This is a genomic window from Methylobacterium sp. 391_Methyba4, assembly GCF_029691625.1.
Lineage (GTDB): Bacteria > Pseudomonadota > Alphaproteobacteria > Rhizobiales > Beijerinckiaceae > Methylobacterium > Methylobacterium fujisawaense.
In genome coordinates this window covers 6,409,969-6,433,519 of the sequence record NZ_CP121475.1, presented here as the reverse complement: position 1 = coordinate 6,433,519, position 23,551 = coordinate 6,409,969, and the positions used below count along the sequence as shown (strand labels likewise).

The 23,551-nt window shown below is 68.5% G+C and carries 18 protein-coding genes; 12 read left to right on the top strand and 6 right to left on the bottom strand.

Going from position 1 to position 23,551, the window contains the following annotated elements; genetic code table 11:
• Positions 1 to 54 precede the first annotated feature (54 nt).
• From P9K36_RS30325 to P9K36_RS30305, 5 genes are all read left to right on the top strand, one after another.
• Positions 55 to 1,221 carry a transglycosylase SLT domain-containing protein gene (locus P9K36_RS30325; RefSeq protein ID WP_043381650.1) on the top strand — a complete coding sequence of 389 codons (1,167 nt, stop codon included), beginning with the start codon at positions 55 to 57 and terminating at the stop codon, positions 1,219 to 1,221.
• 119 nt (positions 1,222 to 1,340) lie between these two features.
• A complete protein-coding gene (locus P9K36_RS30320; RefSeq protein WP_078947027.1) occupies positions 1,341 to 1,937 on the top strand; it encodes a response regulator in 597 nt (198 codons plus the stop codon).
• A 225-nt stretch (positions 1,938 to 2,162) separates the two neighbouring features.
• Entirely contained in the window at positions 2,163 to 3,092 is a 930-nt protein-coding gene (locus P9K36_RS30315; RefSeq protein WP_053608907.1) for a transglutaminase family protein, read from the top strand.
• A 77-nt stretch (positions 3,093 to 3,169) separates the two neighbouring features.
• Positions 3,170 to 3,988, top strand: coding sequence for a transglutaminase family protein (locus P9K36_RS30310; RefSeq protein WP_278306334.1), 819 nt, complete (start codon positions 3,170 to 3,172; stop codon positions 3,986 to 3,988).
• A gap of 153 nt (positions 3,989 to 4,141) precedes the next feature.
• Entirely contained in the window at positions 4,142 to 4,789 is a 648-nt protein-coding gene (locus tag P9K36_RS30305) for a L,D-transpeptidase (RefSeq protein WP_043760497.1), read from the top strand.
• An 83-nt stretch (positions 4,790 to 4,872) separates the two neighbouring features.
• Here P9K36_RS30305 and P9K36_RS30300 read toward each other — a convergent pair whose 3' ends face one another.
• A complete protein-coding gene (locus tag P9K36_RS30300) occupies positions 4,873 to 5,208 on the bottom strand; it encodes a hypothetical protein (RefSeq protein ID WP_051044905.1) in 336 nt (111 codons plus the stop codon).
• A gap of 131 nt (positions 5,209 to 5,339) precedes the next feature.
• Positions 5,340 to 5,828, bottom strand: a complete 489-nt coding sequence (locus P9K36_RS30295) for a phasin (protein ID WP_043353754.1) — start codon at positions 5,826 to 5,828, stop codon at positions 5,340 to 5,342.
• 269 nt (positions 5,829 to 6,097) lie between these two features.
• Between P9K36_RS30295 and P9K36_RS30290 the strand changes: the two genes are divergently transcribed.
• The 5 genes from P9K36_RS30290 (at position 6,098) to P9K36_RS30270 (ending at position 14,982) form a co-directional block, all read left to right on the top strand.
• Positions 6,098 to 8,620: a PAS domain-containing protein gene (locus tag P9K36_RS30290; protein ID WP_278306333.1), complete on the top strand. Its 2,523-nt coding sequence runs from the start codon at positions 6,098 to 6,100 to the stop codon at positions 8,618 to 8,620.
• 301 nt (positions 8,621 to 8,921) lie between these two features.
• The gene (gene acs, locus P9K36_RS30285; protein ID WP_043760494.1) at positions 8,922 to 10,868 is read left to right on the top strand and encodes an acetate--CoA ligase; all 1,947 of its coding nucleotides are present in this window, start codon (positions 8,922 to 8,924) and stop codon (positions 10,866 to 10,868) included.
• Between the two features lie 136 nt (positions 10,869 to 11,004).
• Entirely contained in the window at positions 11,005 to 11,376 is a 372-nt protein-coding gene (locus P9K36_RS30280; RefSeq protein ID WP_043353744.1) for a DUF485 domain-containing protein, read from the top strand.
• Positions 11,373 to 13,055 carry a cation acetate symporter gene (locus P9K36_RS30275; RefSeq protein WP_043353743.1) on the top strand — a complete coding sequence of 561 codons (1,683 nt, stop codon included), beginning with the start codon at positions 11,373 to 11,375 and terminating at the stop codon, positions 13,053 to 13,055. The genes P9K36_RS30280 and P9K36_RS30275 overlap by 4 nt, the downstream gene beginning before the upstream one ends.
• Before the next feature lie 292 nt (positions 13,056 to 13,347).
• Positions 13,348 to 14,982, top strand: a complete 1,635-nt coding sequence (locus P9K36_RS30270) for an MFS transporter (RefSeq protein ID WP_052083781.1) — start codon at positions 13,348 to 13,350, stop codon at positions 14,980 to 14,982.
• 661 nt (positions 14,983 to 15,643) lie between these two features.
• Here the strand turns inward: P9K36_RS30270 and P9K36_RS30265 are convergent.
• From P9K36_RS30265 to P9K36_RS30250, 4 genes are all read right to left on the bottom strand, one after another.
• Positions 15,644 to 16,069 carry a hypothetical protein gene (locus P9K36_RS30265; RefSeq protein WP_236961707.1) on the bottom strand — a complete coding sequence of 142 codons (426 nt, stop codon included), beginning with the start codon at positions 16,067 to 16,069 and terminating at the stop codon, positions 15,644 to 15,646.
• Positions 16,070 to 16,276: 207 nt separating this feature from the next.
• Positions 16,277 to 17,875 (bottom strand): bifunctional phosphoribosylaminoimidazolecarboxamide formyltransferase/IMP cyclohydrolase, encoded by a 1,599-nt coding sequence (purH, locus tag P9K36_RS30260; RefSeq protein WP_043760491.1) that lies wholly within the window; start codon positions 17,873 to 17,875, stop codon positions 16,277 to 16,279.
• Positions 17,876 to 17,947: 72 nt separating this feature from the next.
• Positions 17,948 to 19,696 (bottom strand): heparinase II/III family protein, encoded by a 1,749-nt coding sequence (locus P9K36_RS30255; RefSeq protein ID WP_043353729.1) that lies wholly within the window; start codon positions 19,694 to 19,696, stop codon positions 17,948 to 17,950.
• A 326-nt stretch (positions 19,697 to 20,022) separates the two neighbouring features.
• Positions 20,023 to 20,961, bottom strand: a complete 939-nt coding sequence (locus tag P9K36_RS30250) for a zinc ABC transporter substrate-binding protein (RefSeq protein WP_100794057.1) — start codon at positions 20,959 to 20,961, stop codon at positions 20,023 to 20,025.
• A 164-nt stretch (positions 20,962 to 21,125) separates the two neighbouring features.
• Between P9K36_RS30250 and P9K36_RS30245 the strand changes: the two genes are divergently transcribed.
• Both P9K36_RS30245 and P9K36_RS30240 read left to right on the top strand, forming a co-directional pair.
• Positions 21,126 to 21,647, top strand: a complete 522-nt coding sequence (locus P9K36_RS30245) for a Spy/CpxP family protein refolding chaperone (RefSeq protein ID WP_043761753.1) — start codon at positions 21,126 to 21,128, stop codon at positions 21,645 to 21,647.
• A gap of 93 nt (positions 21,648 to 21,740) precedes the next feature.
• Positions 21,741 to 23,501 (top strand): ABC transporter ATP-binding protein, encoded by a 1,761-nt coding sequence (locus P9K36_RS30240; RefSeq protein ID WP_043760487.1) that lies wholly within the window; start codon positions 21,741 to 21,743, stop codon positions 23,499 to 23,501.
• Positions 23,502 to 23,551: the final 50 nt, after the last annotated feature.

Sequence of the window (23,551 nt, the reverse complement as noted above, 5' to 3'; positions counted from 1 at the left end):
CAAGCGATGGTGAGTCCGTAGCGCCACAACGGCGTGTGGAGAGTCGGGATAACGATGCAGGGCCGCACGGTCGGATCGCCGAGGACCATCACCGGCAAGCAGAGCCATTTCGGCTCGAACCGCGCCGACGTGATCGCCGCACAGCCCATGCTGGGCCGTGCCCATGGCAGCCGCCCAGCGCTGTTCCGCTCGCTGCTCACCGTGTCGATGATCGCCGGCGGCCTCAGCGCCGCGCTGATCGGATCGGGCGTGGATCTCGCCAAGGTCGGCCTGTCGCCGGCCGTGTCCACGGCGGAAGCCGCTACCGAACTCCCGATGCCGCGCCCGCGCATCCACACAGTCGCCCTCAATACCGAGCTCGACCAGACGCCGCTCCGCGCCGCCTCCAGTTTCGCCCCCGTGCACGATCTCGACACCGATCTCGGCTCCAACACGGTCGACCGCGTGTCGTACGACTTCCTTCTCTCCGAGAGCGCCGCGGGCGACCCCAACGACATTCTCGAATTCGGCCCGATGAAGATCCGGCGCCACTTGGTGCAGACGATCGTGCGGGCGGCCCAGGCCGTTCAGACCGATCCGGTGCTGCTGATGGCAGTTGCCGACAAGGAGTCGAGCTTCGTCACGGCCGTTCAGGCCAAGACTTCCTCGGCGACGGGCCTCTTCCAGTTCATTGAGCGGACCTGGCTCGGTGTGGTCCGCGACTTCGGGCCCAAATACGGGCTGGAGAAGGAGGCCGCGTCGATCACGTCCGACGCCAACGACCGGCCGGTGATCGCCGATCAGGCGGAACGCGCCCGTGTGCTGGAGCTGCGCCGCGACCCGTACCTGTCGGCCCTGATGGCCGGCGAGATGCTGAAGCGCGACGCCGCCCGCATCGCCCTGCGCATCGGCCGCGAGCTGACCCTCGGCGAGGTCTACCTCGCCCACTTCCTCGGGCCGGACGATGCCGGGGAGTTCCTCGCCAACGTCGTGAATAAGCCGGCCGCCGCCGCGGCAGCCCTGCTCCCGGGCCCGGCCCGGGCCAACCGCTCGATCTTCTTCGCCGCCGGGCGCTTCGTCGGGCGCGGACGTCACCGCAAGCCGATGAGCCTGTCGGTGGCACAGGTCCATGAGAAGTTCGAGGCGATGATGAGCACCCGCGGCACGCGCTATCAGAACGTCCGCGAAGTGTCCGGGATCATGGCTTACGCCGACGCCGAACTGGGCCTCGCCACGCCGTAACGGGCGGCGGGTGCAATGCGGGATTCCCAACGTCGCGCGCAACCAGGGGCGGATTGCCGACTTTCCTCCTCAAGCGCCGCCTCCTTGAGCGGCACGACGTTCGACTTCGGGGGAAGTCCTTGAAAAAGCACGGAACGAGCGCGCCCCTGCCGCTCAATGATACGCTGTCGCCAGGTATTCCTCTCGACCAGATCGGTCAGACACTGGCGTCGTTCTACGATGATCTGGTGTCCGAGGGCATGCCGGAGCACCTCGCCGCCCTGGTGCGCCGCGTCCGGCAGACCGAGGACGACAGGGTCGCCGCAGCCGGGCCGGTCGCCGTGGCGGCCGAGACCGATCCGCGGCGCGTCGCCCTCGTCGTCGAGGACGATCCCGCGATTCGGGCCTTGGCCGAGACCCTGCTCGAAGAGACGGAACTAGACGTGGTCGGCTGCGACAGCGCCGAGGCTGCGCTGTCGGTCCTTCAGGCACGCGGCGGCGACGTCGCCCTGGTCTTCGCCGATGTCCGGCTGGCCGGCCATATGGACGGCCTCCAGCTCGCCCGCGCGGTCGCGACCTTGTGGCCGCGGGCCCGGCTGGTGATCACCTCCGGGCATGGCCTGCCGCGGCCCGAGATGCCGCCCGAGGCCGTGTTCATCGCCAAGCCCTGGCGCCCCCTGGACGTGCTGGTCGAAGCCGAGCGCGCCACTTCCGATCCGGCCCCTCCGGTCGTTTGAGAGCCGGCGGCCTCCCCCGAGCCCGTTCATCGTCGCTCTCGAACCATCCGGCAGAGCCCGGACGCGTCATCCGCGCCTGACGGCAGGGCCGGGAATCCGGACGGGTCGTGAGCCCGGATCTGTGCGGGCCGTCGGACCCGTATCGTCGCTGCACGATGCGGACCGGGAAGGCCCGGCCCTTGCATGACCGCCGGTCGTGTCGGCACGAGCCGGGAGACTGTGACGTTGCCGATCCTGTCTGTCCGCCACCGCACGACTTACCGGTATCGACGGCCGGTCGCCTTCGGTGAGCACCGGATCATGTTCCGGCCGCGCGACAGCTACGATCAGCGGTTGATCGCGGCGACCCTCGACATCACGCCCGAACCGGCCTCCCAGCGCTGGCTGTTCGACGTGTTCGGAAATTGTGTGGCCGTCACGACCTTCGACATCCGCGCCGAAGTCCTGACCTTCGATTGCGGCATCACCCTCGACCACACGCCGGAACACGCGCCGGTGTTCCCGCTCGCACCGCACGCGACGCACTATCCGTTCGGCTACGGTGCCGAGGACATGCCGGATCTCGCCCGCTCGATCGAGCGGCAATGGCCCGACCCGCGCCACGAGGTCGATGCCTGGGCGCGAAGCTTCCTGCCGCCTCAGGGACGCATCCCCACGCAGGAATTGCTGGCCGCCATGACGCGCAGCGTACGCGCGAACTTCACCTATCTGGCCCGTGCCGAGAAGGGCGTGCAGGATCCGCTGACGACGCTGCGCACGAAGCTCGGATCCTGCCGGGACTTCGCCGTGCTGATGATGGAGGGCGTGCGCGCGCTGGGCATGGCCGCCCGGTTCGTCTCCGGATATCTCTACAATCCCCGGAACGACCGCGCCCGCCACGTGGGCGGCGGCTCCACCCATGCGTGGCTGCAGGTCTACCTGCCCGGCGCGGGCTGGGTCGAGTTCGACCCGACCAACGGCATCGTCGGCAACCGCGACCTGATCCGCGTGGCGGTGGCCCGCGACCCCGCTCAGGCCGTTCCGCTGCACGGCTCCTTCTTCGGCCTCAGCAGCGACGATCTCGGCATGCGCGTCGATGTCAACGTGGTGGAATTGCCCGCCGACGGGACGACGGCCCACAGCCTGCAAGGGCTGCCGCCGCCCCTCGCGCGTTGAGCACGGGTGAGCATCCGGATCCGGGACAGGCATGCGCGGCGAGTGCGCGCGGAAGGCGACAGAGCAAGGTGGCCGCGATGAAGATCAGGACGGGTTTCGAGATTGCGTTCACGCTGTCGCAGCCAACACCGATGATTTTGATGCTCAGCGTCCATCCTTCACGGATGCCGGACGTGACGACCCCGCATGAAATCGGCTTCGATCCGCCGCTCCAGGCTCGCGAATACCGCGACGCCTTCGACAACATCTGCCACCGGATCGTCGCGCCGCCCGGACAGCTGACGATCTCGACGGACCTCATCGTTGACGATACGGGGCTGCCCGATCCGGTCGTGCCGGAGGCCCGCCAGATCCCGGTCCAAGATCTGCCCGACGATGTCCTGATCTTCCTGCTAGGCTCACGCTACTGCGACACCGACAGGCTCTCGCAGACGGCGTGGTCGCTGTTCGGCACCACGCCGGAGGGCTGGGCGCGCGTCCAGGCCATCGTCGACTACACGCACGAGCGGATCCGCTTCGACTACCAACGCGCCGATGCCACGAGGAGTGCGCATGACGCCTTCATGCAGCGCGAGGGCGTGTGCCGGGACTTCGCGCATCTGGCGATCGCCCTGTGCCGGTGCATGAACATCCCGGCGCGCTATGCCACCGGCTATCTGGGCGACATCGGCGTGCCGAAGGATCCGGCGCCGATGGACTTCTCCGCGTGGTTCGAGGTCTACCTCCACGGGCCCGACGGACCGCGCTGGTACACGTTCGACGCCCGCCACAACCGGCCCCGGATCGGTCGCATCATCATGGCCCGCGGCCGCGACGCCACCGATTGCGCGATCTCGACCAATTTCGGCTACGCCCACCTCGCACGGTTCGACATCCACACCGACGAGGTGACCTGAGCAAGCCGCGGGCCCTGGCCCGAGCCGCGGCGCACCGTACGGTCGAGCGGCCCTGCGTATTCCGCCCAACAGCAAATTCATGGCGGATGTGTGGAACTGCCTGCCTATGCTCACGCTTGTAAAGGCAAAGGTTATCGCACAGGCAGGCCACTCATGAAGACCTCGGTCACCGCACTCGGCGCGCTCCTCGGCGTGGCTGTTCTTGCCGCAACGCCAGCCCTCGCCGCTTCGTCGTACGATCCCTTCGGTACGGACGGCTCCGACGAGTACTACTCGGATCAGGGACAGTACGGTTACCAGGGCACTTACGCCCCGGGCTATGGTCAGGGCGTGCAGGCGGCGCCGCAGGCGCAGGTCCAGCCGATCCCCCGTGAGGTCGTGGCGTTCAACGCGAACTACGCGCCCGGCACCATCGTGGTCTCCACCGCCGAGCGCCGCCTGTACTTCGTTCTGGGCGATGGTCAGGCGATCCGGTACGGCGTCGGCGTCGGTCGCCCGGGCTTCAGCTGGAGCGGCACCAACAAGATCACCGCCAAGCGCGAGTGGCCGTCGTGGACGCCCCCGAAGGCCATGATCGCCCGCCGTCCCGACCTGCCGCGCTACATGGCCGGCGGCATCGAGAACCCGCTCGGCGCCCGTGCCATGTATATCGGCAGCACCGAGTATCGCATCCACGGCTCCAACGAGCCGGACACGATCGGTCAGGCGGTGTCGTCGGGCTGCATCCGGATGACCAATGACGACGTCACCGACCTCTACGAGCGTGTGAAGGTCGGCGCCAAGGTCGTCGTTCTGAACTGAATTCGATCCGGCGGGACCACCCTCGCGGACCCCGCCCCCACGAGACCGGCCGCGCCACCCATCCGGGTGCGCGGCCCTTTCCGTTACGGGACGACGCGCCCGACAGCGGTCTGCGGCGGGCTGAACGAGGCGATCGGCATGTCGCAGAAGCAGCGCACGCCGAGGGGCCGCGGGCCGGGCAGAGGACACGAGAACGGCTTCGGTCCGGTGATGCCCTGCTGGACCGCATCGCAGTTGTAACCGACGGGGGCGCGCTGCGCCCGGCGGGGGACAGGCCGGTATTCGCCGTCGTAACCCGGATCGTCGTAATATTGGGCCCGCGCCGCGCCGGCCGGCAACGCGGCCGCGAGCGCCAGCGCGGCGATCGCGAGCCGGAACGGACCACGCAGGCCGGATCGGCCCGAAACAGTAAGGCGCATCCCTGATTCCTTCGCTCGGCGCGGACTCAACGCGTCCGCCCGGCGGCTCTCGGCGGCAATACCGGCGAAAACGAGACGACCCGCCCCCGGAGCCCGGGAACGGGTCGCAGCCCCGTTGATCGGTGCAGGCCTCAGTGCGTCGCGCGCTCGGCGGCGTCCTGGGCGTCCTGGGCCGTCTGCTTGGCGGCGTCCTGGCCCTGCTCCATGGCCTTGCGGGCCTCGTCGGCCCCCTGCTGCATCGCCGACTTGGCACGCTCGGCGCCCTGCTGCATCGCGCTCTGCGCGAGACCGCTGAACTCCTTGGCCTGCGCCTGGATGGCGGCGAACTGGCTGCGCACGAACTCAGCCTGGTGCTGCATGGCCTCCTGAACGTCCTTGGCGCGAACCAGCTTCTGGGCAAGATCGAAGGCCGCGTTCACGTTCTGCTCGGCATACTCGAAGCCGCGCGAGGAGACGTCCAGCGCGTTGGATCGGGCCATTTCGGCCGAACCCTGCACGGTATCGGCCGTACGGCGGGCCGCGCCGATGAAGCTGTCGAAGGCCTTGCGGGCCTGCTCGACGCTCTTCTCGGCAAAGTCACGCATCTCGGCCGGGACTTCGTAATTCGGGGGGTTGCTCATTCTACGTCTCCTCTCTTGATTGCTCTGTGGATGGCGCTTTGTGCGGTGCACAATATCTGATTCGCCGCCTTATGCCACCCACGCCCATGGCGTTAAGGTTGCCATGACGTAAACGTGTGACGGTTGCGCCCAGAGTCCAGCGTCGCGGCGCAAGGGAGTTTACAATAGGGCTACGGTCACGGGCGTTTCTCGGGCAAAGCGAGCCCATGGAACGTGACGGATCGCGTTAGGGTTCGAGGTCGCGGGCTTTGGAGACGACAGTGACACCGATGGCCGGTGCAGCCCAGCCCGGGCTGGCGACTGCCTTCGCGGCCTGGGCGCGCGTGCCGGCCCTGGCCGCCACGCTCGGCGCTCGGGACACCGTGCATTTCGTGGTCGACCCGTCGGCGGGGCAGATCCTGTACGCGTCCGATGCGGCGGCGCCCTTGGCCGACACCCTGACCGGCTCCGCGCTCGTCGGTTTGATCCGTCAGATTGTTGCCGCGACCGCAGGGGACGCCGCGCCCCGCCTCGCGCGCCTGCGCCTGGATGTCCGCCGCATCGCCCCCCCGGCACTGTGCTGGCTGGCGCGTGGAACTCAGGCGGACGGTCGTCCCGCCATCCTCGTGGTACCGACCACGCCCGTGACCGCCGCCCGCGCCCGGCCGGTCCGCCCCGTCGCGCCCCCGGCGAGCGCAAGCGCGCCGCCGGCGCATCCGCAGGCGACGCCATCCTCGATGGGGCGGGACAACCGCTTCTTATGGCGCATCGATGCCGCTGGTGTCCTGACCACCCTCACCGGGCCGGAGGCCCTCGCGGGCCTCGTGGGGCAGCGGTGGCAGGACATGGCGGCGACAGGCCTCCTGTCCGAAGCCGACTCGGTGCTGACGGCCCTGCGCGACCGGCGAACCTTCCGCGGCGAATCGGCGGTGCTCGATGCCGGCACCGGGCCGTTCCGGGTCGATCTCTCCGGCGCCCCTCTGGGGCGGGGTGATGCGGCGTTCTCCGGCTTCGGCGGGTTCGGCCTGATCCGGAGCGCGCCGAACGCGATCAAGGTCGTCGCCGAGCCCGCGGCGCCGCCGCCGGAATCGTCGGTTTCGGCGCCCGCGTCGCCTCTCCCCGAGCCCGTCGAAGTCGAAAGGCCGGTCGCGCCTGCGCCGGATCTCATCGCGACACCGCTCTCGACTGATGAGCATGCCGCCTTCCGGGAAATCGCCCGGGCGCTGGGCGCACGCTATGCCGGCGACGAGGTCGATCCTGAATCAGGGGCGCCGAAGGCCGAGAGCGGCGCGGTGATGCCGTTCCCCGCGCCGCAGACCAATCCAGTGGATCTGCCCGTGGCCTCCGAGGAGGCCAGCACGGAAACCGACGGGGCCAGTGTCGAGCCCCCCGTCGACGTGGCCGCTCCTCCGCAGGCCGACCTTCTCGCGGGTCTGCCGCTGCCGACGCTGATCCACCACGACGGCACCATCGTCGCCGCCAATCGCGGCTTTCTGGATCTGACAGGCCATCCCGACCTGCCGAGCCTCGCCCGCACCGGGCTCTCCGGACTTCTCCCGGGTCTCCCGCCTTCGAACGCGCTTGGCGATGCGCTTGGCGACGCGCTTGGCGACGCGCTTGGCGACGCGGCACGCCGGACCACGGTGAAGACGGTCGAGGGCCATACGCGTCCGGTGGAACTGCTGAGCGGCGCCTTCAGCTGGGCAGGCGCCGCCGCGACGTGCCTGATCGCGCGCCCGGTCGATGAGGCCGATGTCGCGGATGCGCTCACCGCCGAGCGCCTCGCCCGCGCCGCCCAGACGGAACGAACGGCCCGTGCCGAGGCGGCCCTGGACGCACTGGAGATCGGGGTCGTCACCGTCGACGGGGCCGGCCGCATCGTCGCGTTGAACCACGCCGCGGCCGGCCTGTTCGGATGCGATCCGCGCGAGGTCGTCGGCGGCAGTTTCGTCAGCCTGTTCGACCGTCAGAGCGTCCTGACGATCGCCGATGCCCTGCGCGGCGCGGCCCCGGAGCGGCGCTCCATTGTCCTGGCCGGCAAGCCGATGTCGCTCGCCGTCGCGGGGCCTCTTGGACGACGGGTGGTCACGCTCGACCATGCCGGTCGCGCGGCGCCCGGAGAGGCGGGCGCAGCCAGTCGCCCGGAAACCGTGCCGGGCGGCGGAGAGGCCTTGAGCCGGCTCGACGGCGCCGTGCGCGGCCCCGTCACCGGGATGATCGATTTGGCAAACGCGATGCTGAAGGAGCCCTTCGGGCCCCTCGGCGACACGCGCTACAGGGACTGCCTGGCGGAGATCAAAGCGTCGGGCGAGACGATCCTGGAACGGGTCGGCAAGCTTCTGGATCTTGCCGCAGTCGAGGCCGGTTCGCTGCGCCTCGAACCCCGCGCCCTCGACCTCAACGACGTCGTGGCGGGTTGCGTCGCCCGCCTTCAGGGCGAGGCAGCGCGAGGCCGGGTCGTGATGCGGACAAGCTTCTCCACCGATCTCGGCGATTTGGAAGCCGACGAGCGCTCGGTCAGCCGCGCGGCCAGCCTCGTGATCGAGAACGCGATCCGACGCTCCGCCGCCGGAAGCCAGATCATCGTTTCCACCGGCTCGGCGGAACGGGCGGCCGTTGCCCTGCGGGTGCGCGGTACCGGCGCCGGGCCTGCTCCGCGGGTGGAAGACCCGAAGGAATCCGTCGAGGACGGGCTGGCACTGCCGCGTGCCCTGGTGGAGGCCAACGGCGGCCGCCTCCAGCTCTCCGCACGCCCGGAAGACGGCACGCTCGTGGAAATCATCATGCCGACGCGACGGGTGGCGAACGGATAGAACCCTGGCCGATCGCGCGCCGACGCGTCCCCGAAAGCGCGCCCCTGTACCGGCCATCGTCCGGGGGCGGAAACAGAGGACGGCGGGTGATCGTTCGCCAGGCTCCCCGCGCTTGACAGCGCAGCATCGAAGCCTCAATCAGCTGTTACATTGTGCCCAATTTATTTACGGGACTTGATCTGAGCGCGCGCGAAACCGCGATCATATCGTCATCGTAAATTGTAGGCTACATTACTTTGGAAGTCCTGGCTGCGCGGCCGCCACCGCGATACGATCGGGCACCAATCAGGGATGGAACGCCATGCAAGGCAAGGTCATCGAGGTGAAGGACGCGTGGCGTGAGGGCGCTCACGTCGACGATTCCAAGTATCAAGAGATGTATGCGGCGTCCGTCGCCGATCCGAATGCGTTCTGGGCCGAGCACGGCAAGCGCATCGACTGGATGACGCCGTTCTCCACCGTGAAGAACACCAGCTTCGAGCCCGGCAAGGTCTCGATCAAGTGGTTCGAAGACGGCAAGACCAACGTCGCCCATAACTGCATCGACCGTCATCTGGAGACCCGCGGCGACCAGACCGCGATCATCTGGGAAGGCGACAATCCCGACGAGTCGAAGCACATCACTTACCGGGAGCTGCACGCGCAGGTCTGCCGGATGGCCAACGTCCTGCGTAACCGCGGCGTCGGCAAGGGCGATCGGGTCACGCTCTACATGCCGATGATCCCGGAGGCCGCCTACGCGATGCTCGCCTGCGCGCGGCTCGGGGCGATCCACGCCATCGTGTTCGGCGGCTTCTCCCCCGACTCGCTGGCGTCGCGCATCCAGGGGTGCGGCTCCAAGCTGGTGATCACCGCCGACGAGGGCCTGCGCGGCGGCCGCAAGGTGCCGCTGAAGGCCAATGTCGACGAAGCGATCAAGCGGCTCGACGCGGATCTCGTCGACCACGTGATCGTCGTGCGCCGCACAGGCGGCAGCGTCGCCATGGAGGCTGGCCGGGACGTCTATTACGACGAGGCCGCCGAGCAGGTGACCGACGAGTGCCCCGCCGTGGCGGTGGAGGCCGAGCATCCGCTCTTCATCCTGTATACCTCGGGCTCGACCGGTCAGCCGAAGGGCGTGGTGCACACCACGGGCGGCTACCTCGTCTACGCGTCGATGACGCATGAATACGTCTTCGATTACCGCGAGGGCGACGTGTACTGGTGCACCGCCGATGTCGGCTGGGTCACCGGCCACAGCTACATCGTGTACGGACCGCTCGCCAACGGCGCGACGACGCTGATGTTCGAGGGCATCCCGACCTATCCGTCGACGTCCCGCTTCTGGGAAGTGATCGACAAGCACAAGGTCAACATCTTCTACACGGCGCCCACCGCCATCCGCTCGCTGATGGGCGGCGGCGAGGGGCCGGTGAAGAAGACTTCGCGGGCTTCGCTGCGCGTGCTCGGCTCCGTCGGCGAGCCGATCAACCCGGAAGCCTGGGAATGGTACTACAACGTCGTCGGCGACAAGCGCTGTTCGATTGTCGACACGTGGTGGCAGACCGAGACCGGCGGCATCCTGATCACCCCGCTGCCGGGCGCCACCGCACTCAAGCCCGGCTCGGCAACCCGGCCGTTCTTCGGCGTGACGCCCGAGATGGTCGATGCCGAGGGCAAGGTTCTGGAAGGGGCCTGCGAGGGCAATCTCTGCATCGCCGATTCCTGGCCGGGCCAGATGCGCACGGTCTACGGCGACCACGAGCGGTTCGAGCAGACCTACTTCTCGACCTATCCGGGCAAGTACTTCACCGGCGACGGCGCCCGGCGCGATGCGGATGGCTATTACTGGATCACCGGACGCGTTGACGACGTCATCAACGTCTCCGGCCATCGCATGGGCACCGCAGAGGTCGAATCCTCGCTGGTCGCCCATCCGAAGGTCGCCGAGGCGGCGGTCGTGGGCTACCCGCACAACGTGAAGGGCCAGGGCATCTACGCCTACGTGACCCTCAACGACGGCGAGGAGGGCGACGACGCCCTGCGCAAGGAGCTGGTGACCTGGGTCCGCAAGGATATCGGGCCGATCGCCTCTCCAGACCTGATCCAGTTCGCGCCGGGTTTGCCGAAGACCCGCTCGGGCAAGATCATGCGCCGGATCCTGCGCAAGATCGCCGAGGACGATTTCAGCTCGCTCGGTGACACCTCGACGCTGGCCGAGCCGGCCGTGGTCGACGACCTGATCGAGAACCGGCAGAACCGGGCCTGATCGCATCCGCGCCGCGGCCATAGCGGCGCGGGTTCGGACCGGGACGGGTGCCGGGGCGGCGCCCGTCTCCAACAAGAACCACGAACTTCAACGCGATGAACCGGGGGGCCAGAGTGCCCTCGCGGGAGGAAAAGCCATGAGCGGCACGACACTCGGCCTTCGAGGGCGCACGGCGCCCCCGGGAACACGCGCACTCGGAACGGAGGTCGATCCGCAGGTCGAGCGGATTGTCCGGACACCCGAATTCCAGCAACTCGTCCATGAGCGCACCCGCTTCGCCTGGACGCTGACCATCCTGATGCTGGTGGTCTATTTCGGCTTCATCGGGCTCATCGCCTTCGACAAGTCGCTGCTCGCCGTGAAGGTTGGCGGCACCGCCTCCCTCGGACTGTTCGCGGGCGTCTTCGTGATCCTGTTCGCTTTCGCGCTGACCGGCGTCTACGTGGCCCGGGCCAACACGCGTTTCGACGCGCTGAGCGCCGCCCTCAAGCGGAGCGTCGCCCGATGAACCGGCTCCTCCTCGGCCTGACGCTCGGCACGATCGCCGCCAGCGCGGCCTATGCCGCCGGCCCGGATCTCGGGGCCGTGCAGCAATCGGTCACGAACTGGCCGGCCATCCTGATGTTCCTGTTCTTCGTGCTGCTGACGCTCGGCATCACCTACAAGGCCGCGAAGGGCACGAAGTCCGCCGCCGATTTCTACGCGGCGGGCGGCGGCATCTCGGCGGGGACCAACTCCCTGGCGATTGCCGGCGACTACATGTCGGCCGCCTCGTTCCTCGGCATCTCCGGCCTCGTCTACACCTCGGGCTTCGACGGGCTGATCTATTCCACGGGCTTCCTGGTCGGCTGGCCGATCGTGCTGTTCCTGATCGCGGAGCGCCTGCGCAACCTCGGCAAGTTCACCTTCGCGGACGTGGCGAGCTTCCGTCTCGACCAGACGTCGATCCGCATCATCTCGGCGGTGGGCACCCTCGTGGTGGTGGCGTTCTACCTGATCGCCCAGATGGTCGGCGCCGGGAAGCTGATCCAGCTCCTGTTCGGCCTGCCCTATCTCTACGCGGTGATCATCGTCGGCGTCCTGATGATCGTCTACGTCGCCTTCGGCGGCATGAAGGCGACCACCTGGGTGCAGGTGATCAAGGCCTGCCTGCTCCTCGGCGGCGCGACCTTCATGGCGGGCGCAGTGCTGTTGAAATACGGCTTCAACCCCGAGATGCTGTTCGCGAACGCCGTGCAGGTTCACCCGAAGGGCGACGCCATCATGGCGCCGGGCGGACTCGTGTCGAACCCGGTGGAGGCGATCTCCCTCGGCGTCGGCCTGATGTTCGGCACCGCCGGCCTGCCGCACATCCTGATGCGGTTCTTCACGGTCTCGGACGCGCAGGCCGCGCGCAAGTCGGTGTTCTACGCCACCGGCCTGATCGGCTACTTCTACATTCTCACCTTCATCATCGGCTTCGGCGGCATCGCCCTGCTGATGTCCGATCCGGTCTACTTCAAGCTCGGCGCGGCCGGGACCTTCGACAAGCTGAAGGACATGATCGGCGGCACCAACATGGTGGCGGTGAACCTCGCCAACGCCGTGGGCGGCCCGTACTTCCTCGGCTTCATCTCCGCCGTGGCCTTCGCGACCATCCTGGCCGTGGTGGCGGGCCTGACGCTCGCCGGCGCCTCGGCGATCAGCCACGACCTCTACGCCCAGGTGATCGCCCGCGGGCGCACCACCGAGAAGCACGAGGTCAACCTGTCGAAGATCTCGGCGGTGGTGATCGGCATCGTGGCGATCTACCTCGGCTACGTTTTCGAGAACCAGAACGTCGCCTTCATGGTGGGCCTGGCCTTCGCGGTGGCGGCGAGCTGCAACTTCCCGGTGCTGGCCATGTCGATCCTGTGGCGCGGCACCACCACCTGGGGTGCGCTGGCCGGCGGCCTCGTCGGCCTGCTCGCCGCGGTGATCATGGTGGTGCTGTCGAAAGCCGTGTGGGTGACGACGCTGGGCAACCCGGCCCCGCTCTTTCCCTACGACAACCCGGCCTTGTTCTCGATGCCGTTGGCCTTCGCGACGATCTGGGTCGTGTCGCTCATGGACAAGTCCCGCCGGGCCCAGCGCGAGCGGGCCGCCTTCGAGGCGCAGTATGTGCGCTCCGAGACCGGCATCGGGGCGTCCGGCGCCCACGCGCACTGATCTCAACCAGACGCGTCGGACAGGCGGAGGGCGCGGCGCGAGCCGCGCCCTTCGTCGTTCCGGTGACAACTCGGTGCGCACCTGTGTTGATGAGGCTCTTCACAATCGCTTTACCGGTTGACCCGCCACGCCCTTGAGATAACGCATAGGTGATCTGCGCTTTGCGCAGGGCCGCCCGGGAGCGGGCCGGGAAAGGGCGATCCCATCGTCGGGCCGCCCATATGCGTTTGGGAGGACGTGTCTTATGGCTGTGGCAACCGCGATCCCGCGGGCCGGAGACGCCGCGAGGCCGATGACTTCGGCCGAGAAGCGGGTGATCTTCGCGTCCTCGCTCGGTACTGTGTTCGAGTGGTACGATTTCTATCTGTACGGCTCTCTGGCAGCGATCATCGGCGCGCAGTTCTTTTCTGCCTATCCGCCCGCCACGCGCGACATCTTCGCGTTGCTCGCCTTCGCGGCAGGCTTCATCGTCCGTCCGTTCGGCGCCCTGGTCTTCGGCCGCATCGGTGATCTCGTCGGACGCAAATACACGTTCCTGATCACGATCCTGATCATGGGCCTGTCGACCTTCATCGTCGGCATCCTGCCCAACGCGGCCACCATCGGCATCGCGGCTCCGATCATCCTGATCGTCCTGCGCCTCGCCCAGGGCCTCGCCCTCGGCGGCGAGTATGGCGGCGCCGCCACCTACGTCGCCGAGCACGCGCCCAACGGCCGGCGCGGGTTCTATACCAGCTGGATCCAGACGACCGCGACCCTGGGCCTGTTCCTGTCGCTCCTCGTGATCCTCGCGACCCGGACCTTCACCGGCGAGGCCGCCTTCGCCGAGTGGGGCTGGCGCATCCCGTTCCTGGTCTCGGTGCTGCTGCTCGGCATCTCGGTCTGGATCCGCCTCCAGCTGTCGGAATCTCCGGCCTTCCAGCGGATGAAGGACGAGGGCAAGACCTCGAAGGCACCGCTCACCGAGGCCTTCGGCCAGTGGCGCAATGCGAAGTTCGCGATCATCGCCCTGTTCGGCCTCGTCGCCGGTCAGGGTGTGGTCTGGTACACGGGCCAGTTCTACGCGCTGTTCTTCCTGCAATCGATTCTCAAGGTCGACGGCTATACCGCCAACCTGCTGATCGCGTGGTCGCTGCTTCTCGGCACCGGCTTCTTCGTGGTCTTCGGCTGGCTGTCCGACAAGATCGGCCGCAAGGTCATCATCTTGGCGGGCTGCGCCATCGCGGCGGCGACGTTCTTCCCGATCTTCAAGGGCATCACCTCCACGGCCAACCCGAAGCTCGAGGCGGCGATCGAGAACGTGAAGGTGACAGTGACGGCCGATCCGGCCGCCTGCGGAAACCTGTTCAATCCGGTCGGAACCCGGGTGTTCACCGCGCCCTGTGACCTCGCCCGCGACTTCCTGTCGAAGTCGTCGGTGCGCTACACCACCGCTGCCGGGGCGGCCGGACAGCCGACGACCATTCGGGTCAACGATACGGAGATCCCCTATCCGCAGGGGGGCAACGTCGAGGCCAACAAGGCCACGACCGCGGCACTCCAGGCCGCGGGCTACCCGAAGGCGGGTGACCCTGAGATCGTCAAGATGTCGAATCCGTTCGACATCTTCCGGCCGCAGGTCGCGCAGGTGATCGGCCTGCTGTTCATCCTCGTGCTCTTCGTCACGATGGTCTACGGCCCGATCGCCGCCATGCTGGTGGAGTTGTTCCCGACCCGGATCCGGTACACCTCGATGTCGCTGCCCTACCATATCGGCAACGGCTGGTTCGGCGGCCTGCTGCCGGCGACCGCCTTCGCCATGGTGGCCCAGACCGGCGACATCTATTTCGGCCTCTGGTACCCGATCGTCATCGCGGTCGCGACCGTGATCATCGGCATCCTCTTCGTGCCGGAGACCAAGGATCGCGACATCTTCGCGGATACCTGAGCGGCGCAAACCGGCCAAACGAACCACGCGTCGACGACGCCCAGGCAGTTCCCACTGCCTGGGCGTTTCCATTTCCACAGAGATGTCCGCGCGCCTCCGGGCAGAGGGCCGCCCGGCACGGACCCGTGCCGGGTCGTGGCCGCAAGGCGGGCCGGGCCGTCTCGGCTTGTGTCGAACCCGCAACGCGACGGCGGAATCGCAATCCGTGCGGTCTGTCACGGATTGCGTTGCGGCGGATCCTATACAGAGGTCTCAAGTATCGACGGCAGACGGAACCATCACCGTCGAAACGGCGAGCCGACACGGAATGTCCTGATTTCTGACCACCACGTTGCAAGCAGTCAATGACTGCAACTTTCAGTCCGTTTCTCGGCCAATGCCGGTCGTCCAACAAACCTGCCGGCCGCCGGAAACTGTCCGAAATTTAATCTTTCGCCGATCGCCCCGGCGGAACCTTAGCGGCACAAGGCCGTATAAGGTTCCCCTACGATCCAGGGCCCCTGGGATTTCCATCGTGAACGATGTCGTGCCACATTTGCGCCGTCAGCCTCATCGGAATCTGCATCTTCTACTTCTAATTATCTGGATGGCCGTGGCTCTGGGCTTGTGGGCGCTGATCAACACCCTCGCCGGGCGGCTGGTTTGGTGGTGGTGACGCTGGTTACAGCCCGCGATTGTTCTCGGGATAGTCGGTGAGATAGGCGCCGAGCAGATATCCCGCCTGATGGGCCGTCAGGTATCCCAGCATAATCAGAACGTGCAGCAGGTCGAGGCCGTAAACGGACATGAAAATGGTCATCGCAGTGAACATGACCACCGATGAGGTCATGGCGATGATCATCACCGAATAGGAGCGGCCGATCAGCGCTCCCACGAGAAACAACAGCGCTGCGACCACCATCTCGTCACCCAACCCGGATTCGTTCCAGGAAGTTCTTCTCACGAGCTTCCGGCGCACATCTGGGCAATGATGGCGTGCAGCCGAGAAAATATCAACCCGCTCCGCAGATGCCACCCATATTCGCAAAGGTGGGGGTATTTGTTCGGCAATAATGCTCAAAAAAGAGCATTCGGCGTTACGGGACATCCATTGCTGAGCTTCGGCACAGGCCACGCTTGTTCACGGCAATGCTGAGAGACATCGCAGCCGGAACAAAAATCGCCGCGACCGGCTCCAATCCGTGCGGATCGTTAACGGAAGCGCGGCGGCGCCGCGCGACGGACAGGCCTCTCGGCGGTGCTGGAGCACGGAGGCACGGGAGCGTCACGTCGTGACCCTCCCGACCCCGCCCGATCAATGCCGGAAATGACGGTGGCCGGTGAGGACCATGGCCAGGCCGGCCGCATCGGCGGCCGCGATGACGTCCGCATCGCGCATCGAACCGCCGGGCTGGATCACCGCCGTCGCGCCCGCTTCGGCGGCCGCCATCAGCCCGTCCGCGAACGGGAAGAACGCGTCCGACGCCACCACCGAGCCGACCGCCAAGCTCTGGGACAGCCCGAGGCGCTTCGCGCCCTCGGCGGCCTTCCAGGCGGCGATGCGCGAGGAATCGACCCGGGACATCTGACCCGCGCCGATTCCCACCGTCGCGCCGGCCTTGGCGTACACGATGGCGTTCGACTTCACGTGCTTGGCCACCCGATAGGCGAACCGGAGATCGCCCAGCTCGGCCTCGCTCGGCGCCCGCTTGGTGACGACCTTGAGTGGCATGTCGTCGACGACCACCGCATCCCGGCTCTGGACCAGCAGACCGCCGGCGAGCGTCCGCACGGTCTCGCCGGGGGCCCGCGGGTCAGGCAGTCCGCCGGCCAGAAGCAGGCGCAGGTTCTTCTTGCCCGCGACGATGGCCGCGGCCTCGGGCGTGGCATCCGGGGCGATGATCACCTCGGTGAAAATCTCGACGATCCTGCTGGCCGCCTCGGCGTCGAGCGTCCGGTTGAGGGCGACGATGCCGCCGAAGGCCGAGGTCGGGTCACAGCTCAGAGCCCGCTCGTAGGCTTCGAGCAGGCTGGTGCCTTCCGCGACACCGCACGGATTGGCATGCTTGATGATCGCCACGGCGGCGGTCCGGGCCGGATCGAACTCGGCCACGCACTCGTAGGCGGCGTCCGTGTCGTTGAAGTTGTTGTAGGACAGCTCCTTGCCCTGGAGCTGCCGGGCGGTGGCCACACCCGAGCGGACCTTGCCGGGCGCGCGGTAGAAGGCGGCCGCCTGATGAGGGTTCTCGCCGTAGCGCAGCGCCTGACCGAGGGTGCCGCCGAAGGCGCGGAACTGGGCCGGCGCATCCGTGCCGAAGCGGCCGGCCATCCAGTTGCCGATGGCGGCATCGTAGGCCGCGGTGCGGGCAAAGGCCTTCTGCGCCAGGCTCCGGCGCATTTCCGCGCCCAGGGCGCCGTCATGCGCCTCCAGTGCGGCCAGCACGCCGGCATAATCCGACACGTCGGTGACCACGGCCACATCCGCGTGGTTCTTGGCCGCCGCACGGATCATGGCCGGGCCGCCGACATCGATGTTCTCGATGCAGTCGGCATCCGACCGGTCGGCCGCGATGGTGGCCTCGAACGGGTACAGGTTGACCACCAGCAGATCGATGGCGCCGATCCCATGGGCGGCGAGCGCGGCCTGATGCTCCGGGTTGTCGCGGATGGCGAGCAATCCACCGTGAACCGCCGGGTGCAGCGTCTTGACCCGGCCGTCCATCATCTCCGGAAAGCCCGTGAGATCGGCCACCTCGGTGACAGGCAGGCCGGCCTCCTGCAGGGCACGATGCGTGCCCCCGGTGGAGACCAGCGCGATGCCGCGGGCGTGGAGCGCCCGGGCAAAGTCGACGAGGCCGGTCTTGTCCGAGACCGAGAGGAGCGCGCGGGAGACCCGCACCTGATCGTGCGCCATAGCTTCGTGCCGAAAGTTCGAGATTTTCCGGCGCGGTAGCATGGAAACGGTGAGCCCGGCCAGCCGGCTCCCTCAGGGTGCCACCCCGCGCAGCGGTGCGGACGCCTGACGCTCGAAGCTCCAGCGGACCTCCACGTCCTCGGAGACGCGCAGGTGCAGCACGATCTGGTCGGTGCGGCGCGGCCCCGTCAGGCCCGAGAAGTAGACGCTCTCCTCGATGGCGATCTCGGCGTTCTCGGCGCGGAACACCCAGACCTCGCCGAGCGCCGAGGCGAGTTCGAGCCCGTCCGGGATGCCGCGCACGGCGATGCCGGGATGGAGATGGAAGCGGATCGCCACATCCTGCGGGCGCAACCGCCGCCCCCGGCTTTGCGCCTTGCCCTGGCGCAGGAAGGCGTCGCGGCCCTCCAGCCGCACCGACGCGTGGAACAGCTGCCAGCGGCGCTCGTGCACGATACCGAAATCGGGCGCGTAGCCGTTGTGCCGGGCCGCGAGGACGACGCTGTCGGCCTCCTCGGCGCGCTCGGCGGCCACCGCCGAGGGCCCGCTCAGCACCACGGGCCCGCGCCGGCGAATCAGCCAATCGGCCAGGAGCCGCTCGCCCCACCACCCGGTACGAGTGAGGAACCGGCACGACGAGCTGTGGGCGACCGAGGCCGTGGAGTGGGCCGGCGTCGAACGGGCGAGGAGGCGCAGATCCGCCCCGCTGGCCGGCAGGCCGCAATTGACCACGATGCGCTGGGGGCCGCTCGACATCTCGAAGGCGAGGCAGCCGGCACCGGCATTCACCGAGTAGGGCAGCGGCGGGCACGCGCCGACATCGGCCACGATGACGACCCGGCCGCCTTCCAGGCGCTCGTAGCCCGAGTTCGGCGCGTGCATCAGCGGCCGGGCGAGCGCGCCGTCGTAGACCAGCAGGGTCGCGAGGTGGTCCGCATCCGTGGCGCCCATGCCGTTGAAGTGGCTCAGCGAGGCGTCCGGGTGGCGCAGGAGTCGCAGCAGCGGCAACATCCGGTCGACGGCCCGCAGCAGCGCCATCGGCGGCTCGACACTGCGGCTGAGGTAGCTCTGGCGCAGGGGCAGGAGGTCGAGGAGCAGATCCATGGCGAAGCGCGGGTCGCGGGACCGGTGGCCACCATCGGTCAGGATCTGGCGGTCGAGCTCCCGCGTCAGAATCCGGGTCGCTCGACGCAGGATCGGCTGAATGCCGTCGCAGCACAGGCCGGCGTAACAGAGCGCCACGGCGGCGTTCAGGCGCCATTGCGGTGGCACGCCCCGCCGCAGGTCGCGCTCGAGTTGCTGCGCGTTGCGTCCGATCGCCTTGAGGAAGTTCTGGTAAAAGCCGTGATCGGCCCCCTCCAGCACGAGGGGCGACTGGCACAGGAACGAGATCAACCGGCGGGCCGCCACCGGCGTCTGCCGGGCGAGCGCCGCGTCGCCCCGGCCCGCGATGAAATCGGCCACGAAGGCGCGGGCATTGGCCCGGGCGAGGGCGGTGTCGGCGGCGCGCAGGTGGCGCAACCAGCCGAAGCCGTAGAGCTCATCAGCCCATTCCGGCGACGGCGCCGCGTAGTCGAAGGGTGAGCCGCCGCTCGCCGCGAGCGACCGGCCCGCGAAGACGAACAGCCCGGCATAGATGTCGTCCGCAAAGGTCGCGTCCGAGGTCCGCAGGTCCTGCGGTGCGATCACCAGTCCGGTCACCCGCATCCGGGCGAGGATGTCGGGCGGTGCGGTGACGCTGGCTCCGGCCGCGCGGCCCGCGCGTGCAGCCTCGCGCGCGACGAGCCGATAGAAGCGCCAGCGGTCAGGCCCCCAAGCCACGCGATCTCCGAGCTGCGCGTTTTCACAAGGCCCCCAGGCCTTGAGCCCTCGCGTACGAGGATCGGCTGGCACCCGTTTCGTAAGGCTAGTGGGGGCCTCTTAACCGGCGGTTTACGCTATGTCATGCCCGACGCCGTGAAGGCGACAGAGGACGGCACCGCCAGTCGTGGCGGCTCGTGATCCGGGCAGGATCGGCGCAGCCGCAGAGCACGTCGTCGGGATGGAAGCTCGATCCCGTCCTGTCGGAGCCGGCATCCGGCCTTGACACGGGCCAGCCCTCGGCGGAGCGGCTGCAGCGCAATCGATCCCGCGCCGGTCGGATCGGGTCACTTCGGCATGAGCGCGGCGTCGAACGCCGCCAGGTTCGACCGCATCAGGTCGAGATAGGTCGCTGCCGGACCGTCCGCCCCGGAGAGCGCGTCGGAATAGACCTTCCCGCCGATGCGGGCGCCGCTCTCGCGGGCGATCTGCTCCATCTGGCGCGGGTCGCTGATGTTCTCCAGAAACACCGCGGGTACGCGCTCGCGGCGAATCTGGCGGATGATCGACGCCACGTCCCGCGGGCTCGCCTCGCTGTCGGTGGAGACGCCCTGCGGCGCGATGAAGCGTAGGCCGTAGGCCGCCGCAAAATAGCCGAAGGCATCGTGGGTCGTGATGATCTGCCGCCGCTCCGGCGGGATTTGGAGGATCGTTGCCCGGACGTCCCGCTCCAGGGCATCGAGCTTGGCGAGGTAGCCGGCCGCGGCCTCCTGATAGGCGGCGGCATGGGCCGGATCGACCTTCACGAGGCCGTTCCGGATGTTCGCCACGTAGATCCGAACGTTGGCGATGCTCTGCCAGGCATGCGGATCGAAGGCGTGCTCACCGTGTCCGTGACCGCCCTCCCCGTGGACATGCTCGTCCTGCGCCGGGATCGGCGACACGCCCGTCGAGACGGTCACCACTGGGGCGCGCGTGCCGGAGGCGCGGATTAGCCGGTCGAGCCAGCCCTCCAGCCCGAGGCCGTTGACGAATACGATATCGGCCTCGGCGAGCTTGCGCGCGTCGGCTGGCGACGGGCTGAAGCCGTGAACGTCGGAATCGGGTCCGACCAGGGTGGTCACCGTCACGGACGCACCGCCGATCTGCCGGACGAGATCGCCCAGGATCGAGAAGCTCGCAACCGCCCGGATCGGGACGGTCTGCGTGGTGGCCACCGCCGGCACCCCAAGTCCGAGCCAGACGGACAGGACCGCGAGCGCCGCGATCCGGAATGTTGTTGCCACGCCCCGCACCGTTCCACCTTCCCGCGCCTTCGGTCGCACCTGCCACTAATGTAACATTGTTACATACACAAGCGGGATACATGCCCGGTCCCCAATGCGCGGCGTCGGACGCGTCGCGCCCCGTGGGTTCCGACGCTGTCCGGAGCGTCAAGATGGAGGATTCCATGTCCCGCCGTTTGAGAGCGAGCATCCTGGTAACAGGGGCCCTCGGCCTGGGTGTCGCCAGCGCGGCCTTTGCGCACGACCATGGACCCGACGGCTTCCGCGGTCACGGGCGCTGGAGTGCGCTCACGCCCGAGGATCGGGCGGCCTTCACGGATGCCCGCATCGCCGCCCTGCATGCCGGCCTGAAGCTCAACCCCGACCAAGAGAAGCTGTGGCCGCCCGTGGAAGCTGCAATCCGCGACATGGCCAAGATGCGCCAGCAGCGCCGCGAGGCGATGCGCGACCGCCCCAAGTTCAGCGACGATGCCCCAGCGGCCCTTCGGGCGATGGCAGATGCCGCGACGGCACGCGGAGAGGCCCTGCGCAAGCTGGCCGACGCGTCCCAGCCGCTCTACGCCAGCCTCGATCAGGACCAGAAGCGGCGCGCAACGATCCTCGCCCGGCCTATGGGCGGGCATGATCACGGCGGCTGGCATCGCGGCCGGGAGGGCGGCCGCGGTCCGGACGGCGACGACCGTTGAGCCAAAGGCCTTGATCCGCGGCGATGGCGGCGGCACACCGCTGCCGCCGCGCATCCTGCCCGAGGCCGGCGCTGATCCGACCTGGTAGGTTTCATGGCGCGCCTCCGCGGCGACACGGCTCCCCTCCTCGCGCGCCTCTGGCGCACCTGGCTGTACCCGCACCGGGCCACCCTTGCCGTGGTGCTGGTGCTGATCGCGCTGGTGGGCGCCTCGACCGGCCTCTACCCGGCGCTGATCAAGGCCGCCTTCGACGCCTTCGACCGGAAGGATGCGGCGGCCATCGCCTATGGGCCGCTGGTGGTGATCGTCGTCACCGCCACGCGCGGCTTCGCGCTCTATGGCCAGACCGTTCTGACGAACAGGGTGGTCACCCGGGTCGAGGCCGACATGCAGGCGGCGCTCTACGGGCACCTGATCGAGTCCGATCTCGCCCAGCTCGGCCGCGAGAGCCCGGCGGCGCTGACCCAGCGCTTCACCACCGATTTCGCCTTCATCAAGGAAGCGCTGACCCGCATCTCGACGGTGCTCCTGCGCGACATCGCCATGCTGATCGGCCTCGTGGCGGCGCTGATCTGGATGGATCCGGTGCTGACTCTGGTGGCCGGCGTCACGGTGCCGTTCGTGGCCGGACCGATCGGGCGGATCGGGAAGAAGCTCAGGCGGGTCTCGACCTCGACGCAGGAGCAGATGGGCGCCACCGCCAGCCTCATTTCCGAAAGCCTCCAGGGGGCACGGGTCGCCAAGACCTACGCCATGGAGGCCTACCTCAAGGGCCGCGCCGCGCAGGCCCTCGACGAGGTGCGCCGCCTCAAGATGAAAGCTGCCAATGCCCGCGGGCGTCTCGACCCGCTGCTGGAGATCGGGGGCGGCATCGCGGTGGCGGGGGTGCTCGTACTGGTCGGGCAACGGGTGCTGGCGGGGGAGAAGACGGTGGGCGACTTCACCGGCTACGTGGCGGCGCTGCTGCTCGCCGCGCAGCCGGCCCGGGCGCTGGGGAACCTCAACGCCATCCTGCAGGAGGCGGCCGCCGCCCTCAGGCGCTACTTCGACGTCATGGACGAGGCGCCCGAGATACGCGAGGCGCCCGACGCGCGGCCGCTCACCGTGTCCGCCGGGACGATCCGCTTCGACGGCGTGCGGTTCCGCTACCGGCCGGATGCGCCGGCCCTGGAGGGGATCGATCTGACGGTCCCGGCGGGCTCGGTCACGGCCCTGGTCGGACGCTCAGGCTCCGGGAAATCCACGCTGCTCAACCTCGTCCCGCGGCTCTACGACGTGACCGAAGGCCGCGTGACCATCGACGGGCAGGACGTCCGCGCGGTGACCCTCGCGTCCCTGCGCGCGGCGGTGGCGGTGGTGTCGCAGGAGGTGGTCCTGTTCGACGACACGATCGCGCGGAATATCGGCTTCGGCCGGCCCGGGGCGTCGCCTGCGGAGATCGAGGCGGCCGCCCGCGCCGCCGCGGCCCACGACTTCGTCGCGGCCCTCCCGGAGGGCTACGACTTCCGTGTCGGGCCCGGCGGCGGCCGACTGTCCGGCGGCGAGCGGCAGCGGGTGGCGCTGGCGCGCGCCTTCCTGAAGGACGCGCCGATCCTGCTCCTCGACGAGGCGACCTCGGCCCTCGATTCCGAATCGGAGCGTCTGGTCCAGGAGGCGCTGACCCGGCTGATGCGCGGCCGCACCACCCTGGTGATCGCCCATCGCCTCTCGACGGTGCGCGACGCCGATCAGATCGCCGTGATGGAATCGGGCCGCGTGATCGAGACCGGACGGCACGACGCCCTGCTTGCGGCCAGCGGCGCCTATGCACGCTTGCACCGGCTCCAGCTGTCGGAGCCCGCGACCGCCGAATAACGCGCATGTGCGGTGACACCGTCATGCGCCGGCTCCGTAGATTCGCGCGC

Bases quoted from the DNA above. Each gene is read 5' to 3' on its own strand.
- P9K36_RS30300 (WP_051044905.1), bottom strand. From the start codon at position 5,208: ATGCGCCTTACTGTTTCGGGCCGATCCGGCCTGCGTGGTCCGTTCCGG.
- P9K36_RS30265 (WP_236961707.1), bottom strand. From the start codon at position 16,069: ATGTCCCGTAACGCCGAATGCTCTTTTTTGAGCATTATTGCCGAACAA.
- purH (WP_043760491.1), bottom strand. From the start codon at position 17,875: ATGGCGCACGATCAGGTGCGGGTCTCCCGCGCGCTCCTCTCGGTCTCG.
- P9K36_RS30280 (WP_043353744.1), top strand. From the start codon at position 11,005: ATGAGCGGCACGACACTCGGCCTTCGAGGGCGCACGGCGCCCCCGGGA.
- P9K36_RS30310 (WP_278306334.1), top strand. From the start codon at position 3,170: ATGAAGATCAGGACGGGTTTCGAGATTGCGTTCACGCTGTCGCAGCCA.
- P9K36_RS30290 (WP_278306333.1), top strand. From the start codon at position 6,098: ATGGCCGGTGCAGCCCAGCCCGGGCTGGCGACTGCCTTCGCGGCCTGG.
- P9K36_RS30325 (WP_043381650.1), top strand. From the start codon at position 55: ATGCAGGGCCGCACGGTCGGATCGCCGAGGACCATCACCGGCAAGCAG.
- P9K36_RS30270 (WP_052083781.1), top strand. From the start codon at position 13,348: ATGACTTCGGCCGAGAAGCGGGTGATCTTCGCGTCCTCGCTCGGTACT.
- acs (WP_043760494.1), top strand. From the start codon at position 8,922: ATGCAAGGCAAGGTCATCGAGGTGAAGGACGCGTGGCGTGAGGGCGCT.
- P9K36_RS30295 (WP_043353754.1), bottom strand. From the start codon at position 5,828: ATGAGCAACCCCCCGAATTACGAAGTCCCGGCCGAGATGCGTGACTTT.
- P9K36_RS30240 (WP_043760487.1), top strand. From the start codon at position 21,741: ATGGCGCGCCTCCGCGGCGACACGGCTCCCCTCCTCGCGCGCCTCTGG.
- P9K36_RS30305 (WP_043760497.1), top strand. From the start codon at position 4,142: ATGAAGACCTCGGTCACCGCACTCGGCGCGCTCCTCGGCGTGGCTGTT.
- P9K36_RS30275 (WP_043353743.1), top strand. From the start codon at position 11,373: ATGAACCGGCTCCTCCTCGGCCTGACGCTCGGCACGATCGCCGCCAGC.
- P9K36_RS30245 (WP_043761753.1), top strand. From the start codon at position 21,126: ATGTCCCGCCGTTTGAGAGCGAGCATCCTGGTAACAGGGGCCCTCGGC.